Source organism: Desulfurococcus sp., from assembly GCF_049970475.1.
GTDB lineage: Archaea > Thermoproteota > Thermoprotei_A > Sulfolobales > Desulfurococcaceae > Desulfurococcus > Desulfurococcus amylolyticus.
This window is the reverse complement of sequence record NZ_JBMFMW010000074.1, coordinates 1-5749: the sequence shown is the minus strand read 5'-3', so window position 1 is coordinate 5749 and position 5749 is coordinate 1. Positions and strand designations below refer to the sequence as shown.

General features: G+C 44.1%; 7 protein-coding genes and 2 pseudogenes. 5 read left to right on the top strand and 4 right to left on the bottom strand.

Going from position 1 to position 5749, the window contains the following annotated elements:
- The 3 genes and pseudogenes from ACP5N5_RS05270 to ACP5N5_RS05260 form a co-directional block, all read left to right on the top strand.
- Nucleotides 1-391 (top strand): annotated as a pseudogene (locus ACP5N5_RS05270) (IS200/IS605 family accessory protein TnpB-related protein); the annotation flags it as partial.
- A gap of 169 nt (nt 392-560) precedes the next feature.
- A complete protein-coding gene (locus ACP5N5_RS05265; RefSeq protein WP_428133594.1) occupies nt 561-995 on the top strand; it encodes a hypothetical protein in 435 nt (144 codons plus the stop codon).
- A gap of 15 nt (nt 996-1010) precedes the next feature.
- Nucleotides 1011-1733, top strand: coding sequence for a TatD family hydrolase (locus ACP5N5_RS05260; protein ID WP_157857557.1), 723 nt, complete (start codon nt 1011-1013; stop codon nt 1731-1733).
- On the opposite strand, the gene ACP5N5_RS05255 is transcribed toward ACP5N5_RS05260, so the two are convergent.
- Both ACP5N5_RS05255 and ACP5N5_RS05250 read right to left on the bottom strand, forming a co-directional pair.
- Complete coding sequence (locus tag ACP5N5_RS05255) at nt 1726-1998, bottom strand: hypothetical protein (protein ID WP_276814908.1); 273 nt, start codon at nt 1996-1998, stop codon at nt 1726-1728. The two genes, ACP5N5_RS05260 and ACP5N5_RS05255, sit on opposite strands and share 8 nt — an antisense overlap.
- Before the next feature lie 56 nt (nt 1999-2054).
- The gene (locus ACP5N5_RS05250; protein ID WP_042666946.1) at nt 2055-2768 is read right to left on the bottom strand and encodes a transcriptional regulator; all 714 of its coding nucleotides are present in this window, start codon (nt 2766-2768) and stop codon (nt 2055-2057) included.
- Between the two features lie 323 nt (nt 2769-3091).
- Between ACP5N5_RS05250 and ACP5N5_RS05245 the strand changes: the two genes are divergently transcribed.
- Nucleotides 3092-3400 (top strand): hypothetical protein, encoded by a 309-nt coding sequence (locus ACP5N5_RS05245; protein ID WP_428133591.1) that lies wholly within the window; start codon nt 3092-3094, stop codon nt 3398-3400.
- On the opposite strand, the gene ACP5N5_RS05240 is transcribed toward ACP5N5_RS05245, so the two are convergent.
- On the bottom strand, nt 3380-4459 hold the full coding sequence (locus ACP5N5_RS05240; RefSeq protein ID WP_428133589.1) for an L-threonylcarbamoyladenylate synthase: 1080 nt from the start codon (nt 4457-4459) through the stop codon (nt 3380-3382). The genes ACP5N5_RS05245 and ACP5N5_RS05240 overlap by 21 nt on opposite strands.
- A 90-nt stretch (nt 4460-4549) precedes the next feature.
- Between ACP5N5_RS05240 and ACP5N5_RS05235 the strand changes: the two genes are divergently transcribed.
- Complete coding sequence (locus ACP5N5_RS05235) at nt 4550-5338, top strand: KaiC domain-containing protein (RefSeq protein ID WP_042667895.1); 789 nt, start codon at nt 4550-4552, stop codon at nt 5336-5338.
- Here ACP5N5_RS05235 and ACP5N5_RS05230 read toward each other — a convergent pair.
- Nucleotides 5335-5749: pseudogene (locus ACP5N5_RS05230) on the bottom strand (tRNA(Met) cytidine acetyltransferase TmcA); the annotation flags it as partial. The gene ACP5N5_RS05235 and the pseudogene ACP5N5_RS05230 sit on opposite strands and share 4 nt — an antisense overlap.

Sequence of the window (5749 nt, the reverse complement as noted above, 5' to 3'; positions counted from 1 at the left end):
GATCCACCAGTGGAGCGTCTCGAAGCTGGTGGAGGTACTGGACAACAAGCCCATATACGTCGTCGAGGTGTCGGAGGCGTACTCCTCCTCGAGGGATCCCTTCAGTGGAGAGCCCATTGAAAATTACACCCCCTCTGTGATCCGCGTTGCGGTGAGAGGGAGGAGGGTGAGGGTGGCAAAGGTCGCCCTGAGGCTGGCCAGGCTGGGCAACGGGCTGACCCTAGACAGGGACGTCGTCGGGGCCGTAAACATAGGGTTGAAGCACCTGTCCGCAGATGGGAGCCCCGTGGCGTTGGGCTCGACGGGGCCCCATGAGGTGCGGGTGAAGCTAGTGAACCCGCACCGAGGGCCAACCCCACCCACGGAATTAAAAGTAATTGAAACTAATTAAAAGTACCGTGGGTGGGGAGACGCTACACAGGATCAGGTATTCGGGAGACACCTCATCTTTAATACGGTATTCGGCAAATTCATCATCAATATGGAGCTATTGTTGAAAGGGGTTATTAATGGTTAACATAGAGGCGTGCAAACCTCTCCCCAATGGTGGATGTGAGCGGGTGGAGTATGTTATCAAAGACAGCGTGATTTATTTCGAGGGAGAGCACCCTCTTATATTATTCAAGCATGACCCGGATACAAGAGTGTTCTGTGAGGGTTATTTCATGCAGGTGTTTACCTGGGTGAGTGAGAAATACACTATATGGGGGGTTAAACCAGGGGGTAAATGTGTTATTGCTTCAGGTGGTGTTTTAGAGGATCACGGCAACTACTATGTATATCTCAAGGAACCAGGTAAGATACAGAGGGTAAAGCCCACCGGTCTTAGCGAGTTTCTAATACTAGTATTGAAAACCAAAGATTATATCCCGCTATTGGTAGAGGATGCCAGCATAGCCTCCACACTTATCAATGCTGTTCATATATTTAGCGATGAATTAAACAGGGGAAAGATACTATTGCTACTAGGAAATAATATTCTTAATATTCATTGATTCGGGGTGTAAGTATTGTTAATCGACATGCATATTCACTGCCATGAATTAAGCCCTGATACGATAAAGGAGTATCTTGGGAGATACAAGTTGGTGTGCGTCTCAGACGATCCATTGTCGAGTATGAAGACTATGAGACTTGCTGAAGCATACCCCGATATAACGCCCTGTGTCGGTATTCATCCATGGAGCATTAGGGAGTATAGTATCAATGATTTAAAGAACATATTAAATACAGCAGTGGAAAACAATATCAAATGCCTGGGGGAGATAGGGCTTGATAAACGTTTCACACCGGAAACCTTTAATAAGCAGTTGGAGTTCTTAAGGGAAGCCGTGGTTTACGCCAGAGAGTATGGTTTAATACTCAATATACACGCAGCTGGTGCTTGGAAGGAAGTATTCGATGAAGTATATAGAGGAGGTATTGAAAAGGCATTCTTTCACTGGTACACCGGTCCCCAGGACCTACTGAGTAGCATAGTTGAAGCAGGCTACTATGTAGGATTAAACCCTGCGTGGAGGATCCAGGTTAAACATAGGGAGATTATTGCACGGGTACCAGTGGAAAATGTATTAACAGAGAGCGATGCCCCATATGAGTACCATGGTTTGAAACTAATGCCCGATCTAATACCGGGCTCAATAGAGTATTTAGCGTCTATAACAGGTAGTAGTGTTGGAGAGATAGAGGAGAAAATATGGAGGAACTACTTAAAAATCATTGGGTCTAAGTAGAGGCGGATGCTTCATCCTTGAATACCACTAATACGAGGTTGCCGTTTATATTACGGGTAATTGTAACCGAGAAATCGAGTGTATTTATACTAGCACTCTTAAAATCGCTTAATCCCAGGCTCCTGAATGCGAGTATCTCCACCCTAGCTAGATCCACCGCTCTATTCAGTAATGTATGAAACTTTCTCTCACTCATTTTAACAGCGTTCGTGCTATAGTCGAGTACTCTGCCATTCTCATCCATCTTTACAAGTATAAAGCTCATTCAACCCCCTATCGGTGGATCAGGGAGGCACCTTTTTTAAAAGAGGGGGCTTATTATTACCCTGTGTTAATAGTGCTCTGTAGTTCCTCGAGTACTTTATAAAGGTTTTTCATGAACCCATCTATTCTATCCTTAAGTAATCTATTGTTATCTATGCATGTATTTAACTCCTTATTCTTCGCTTCCAGCTCGTTTTGAAGCCTATTAACCTCTTCTTTGAGTGCTTGTACCTCATTCTCCCTATGCTTCAACAACTCTGTTAACTCATTGACCCTGGCCTCGAGCTGTTTGTTTTTCTCCCTTTGTTTCTCAATTTCCTCCTTAAGCACCTTGATTTGGTCTTCAAAGCCTGCAGCAGGGGCCTTGATGAATGGTATGAGTAGCTTTAACTCCCCTTTCTTGAGTTTCTCGTATGTTTCATGGATTAGTTTACCAGCCTTTGTCTTCATGTTTAAATGGCTCCTTATAGTGGTCTCGCTTCTTCCTAGTTCCTCAGCTATCTGGCTGACGGGTAATCCAGCCTTCATTCTGGCATATGCTCCAGCCGCCACCGCCAGGCTGTCAACCCATGTAGACCTCTCTACAGGATCATGTATTAATTCAAGGATTTCCGGCCTGTAGAGCGTGCCTATTATCAGGGCCATTTCAAGCTGGCTTATCTCGCGTTTGCCAAGCGGCTTCAAAGGTATGTTTGACAAATCGATTAAGACATCTCCGGATCCACTAGTACCTATATTGGTGGCTTCTCCGGTAGGATTGATTTCACCCATTTTCCCACCATATATTATTACTCTATATATCAGGGTTTAAAATCATCCCTGCTCTTGTGATCGATAATTATTCTTCAGAGAGAATAAATAATATCCGTGATCAGCAATCCTCCAGGAGCAGCATTCACCACTTCATGAGGCCCCGTCTATCAAGGCTTGGAGCTTGTTTATAAGCTTTTTGCTACATAATAATACCTGGAGTTTACGCACCCGAGAACGTAGCTTCAACCTACCTAGCAACCTGAAAGAATTAAAACAACCATAAAACATAAATAATGTTTCAATCCATCTAGCTGTGCGTATTGTCCATGGGGTAATGCGTTATGAGCACATATTTCATTAAGGGGATCCCGGTTAAAGTATTAAATAGCATGGTTGAAGCGTTTAGGCTGAAAGGCTTATGGGCTGAGAGGCATTCCTACAGCCTGAGAATAATGTATAATAATAGATTCGCTGCTTCACTACATCTTTATCCAGGATTCAACGAAGCAGTGCTTAGACTTATCAGCGGGGATCCCCTCATAAACTTGAAGATAAGGAGTATTGTTAAAGAGATAATGAGTATCTACCTACCGGGATATGTGGTTAGAGAAGTCGAAGTCAAGAATGTATTAGACACGTATAATGCTTGAAGACGCCTTTCTAAGCCTGTTCATAACTGCTAACCCGATACCTGTTTCAGGGAATCCCTCCACAAATACTGTTTTACACCCTATATTATCAACATCTCTCAGTATTTTGAAGAGGTTTTTGGCTACTTCATACAGGTTTCTCCTAGAGCCAATGATTAATACGGCTTTCACTTTCTCCAGCTTCTTGTAATAACTACTTGTTTCAATAGATGAAACTATGCATATATCGCTATTAGTGGATACGCTAATATCTCTAGCCGCCTCGATGATTTTATTAGCAATTACGCGGTAATCATTTGTCACAGACTCAACTAGGATCAACTTTGCCTCCGGAGAGTAATGCCTATACTTCATTCCGGGTGCTAGAGCCACCTCCGAGTATTTGAGGCCCCTGGCGAAATCAGGTATAGCTATTTTTCTTCCAAGTACCTTCTCGATCTCCTCCACTGGGTAGGCACCAGGCCTGAGTAAGGTGGGCGGGTCCTCAAGTATATTCACAACCGTTGATTCCACCCCGAAAAACGTCTCTCCTGCATCTATAATCGCATCAATTCTGCCCATGAGATCCCTTATCACATGTTCAGCCGTTACAGGGCTTGGTCTACCGGAGAGATTAGCGCTTGGAGCGGCTATCGGGTAGCCAACCACGTTGATTAACTCAAGAGCTGTTGGATGACCCGGCATTCTTACAGCTATAGTGTCTAATCCTCCTGTAACTATCTTGGGTACCCTGGGGTTTCTCGGTAGTATCAGCGTTAAGGGGCCTGGCCAGAATCTATTTATCAAATTATATGCGTCTTCAGGTATATTCAATGCGACTTCTTCAAGCATGTCTAGAGTAGATATATGTATGATTAAGGGGTTGTCGGGAGGCCTCATCTTGGCCTTAAATATCTTCTCAACAGCATCCTCGTAATATATGACTGCACCGAGCCCATACACTGTCTCGGTTGGAAAGGCTACTATACCCTTATTCAACAATATTCTCGCGGCTTGGATCAGGAGCTCCCTACTGGGATTAAGTGGATCAGTTCTTAAAATAAGTGTCACAACCCCCACCGATTTCCTGCCTAACTATTTAACAATGATTATAATCCTGTTTAAACTTATGAATTATTACGATATGTAAGGGTTGATGTCTTCTTGAACATGGGGAGAATACCCTCTGGGATACCAGGGCTAGACGAGCTCATAGAGGGGGGTATACCAAGGGGTTTCATGGTTGCTCTTGTAGGTGAACCAGGTACCGGTAAGACAGCTATGTCGATACAGTTCATATCAAAGGGGCTGCTGGAAGGCGATAAGGCCATATATGTTACAACAGAGGAGTCTAGGGAGAGCATTATTTCCCAGTCTAAACGGTTTGGAGTTGATCTAAAACCATATATTGATGATGGAAAGCTAGTTGTGATAGACGCGTTAATGGGTGAATACGGGGATCTATGGAGTCTTAAAGAACTAGACGTAGATGAATTAATCTCTATCATCATCGAGGCAAAGAAGTACCTTGGTCCAGGCCATGCTAGATTAGTCATAGACTCTATGAGTGCATTCTGGCTTGAGAAGCCGGTCATGGCTAGGAAATACAGTTACCAGGTTAAACGGGTTTTGAGTAAATGGGGATTCACAATACTTGCTACAAGCCAATACGCGGTAACAACTCAACTGGGCTTTGGCTTCGGCATCGAGCATGTTGCCGATGGAGTAATAAGGCTCCGTAAAAGCGTTGTAAAAGGAGTTCTCAAACGTTTCCTAGTCATCGAGAAGATGAGGCAGACTAATCATGATCAACATGTGTTCGAAGTAGAGATAGTGGATGGCTTAGGAGTCCGAATAGCTGGACCCGTGAAGGCCTCTAGATGGGATTTAGCACTCCCACCAGATGTAGTAGCGAGAATTATTGAGAGCGGCTTTGATAAATTAGAGTATGAGGGCTAAATATTGGACTCATGGAATTCATACATATAATCCCGTACACCGGGCATGTATTTATCTGGCTCTAAGCTAGTCAAGTAGTTAAAGTATATACAGGCTATCTCATGCCCTTCCTTCTGAAGCTCTTTAACCGGTACACGGGTTATCTCATGAACTTCGTCCCATGTGAGTGCTTGAAGAGACTTAGTGAGCAATACTATTTCCTGGAGACGGGTCAGCTTAGGCCTTACATCTGGGTGGAGCAACCAATGTATTCTAGCAATCTTGAACATTATATCTGCAGCAGCCTCGAAAGTCATAGGTCCCTGGCAGTACGTCCATAGGCGATCTATTGCCACAGGAGTGAACATGTGTATTGGTTTATCACGGTATACGTATGGCTCGCTATCAAGAATAAGTAGGGCTATCTCGGGC

Coding starts and splice junctions, on each gene's coding strand:
- ACP5N5_RS05255 (WP_276814908.1), bottom strand. CDS start 1,998: ATGAGCTTTATACTTGTAAAGATGGATGAGAATGGCAGAGTACTCGAC.
- ACP5N5_RS05250 (WP_042666946.1), bottom strand. CDS start 2,768: ATGGGTGAAATCAATCCTACCGGAGAAGCCACCAATATAGGTACTAGT.
- ACP5N5_RS05245 (WP_428133591.1), top strand. CDS start 3,092: ATGAGCACATATTTCATTAAGGGGATCCCGGTTAAAGTATTAAATAGC.
- ACP5N5_RS05235 (WP_042667895.1), top strand. CDS start 4,550: ATGGGGAGAATACCCTCTGGGATACCAGGGCTAGACGAGCTCATAGAG.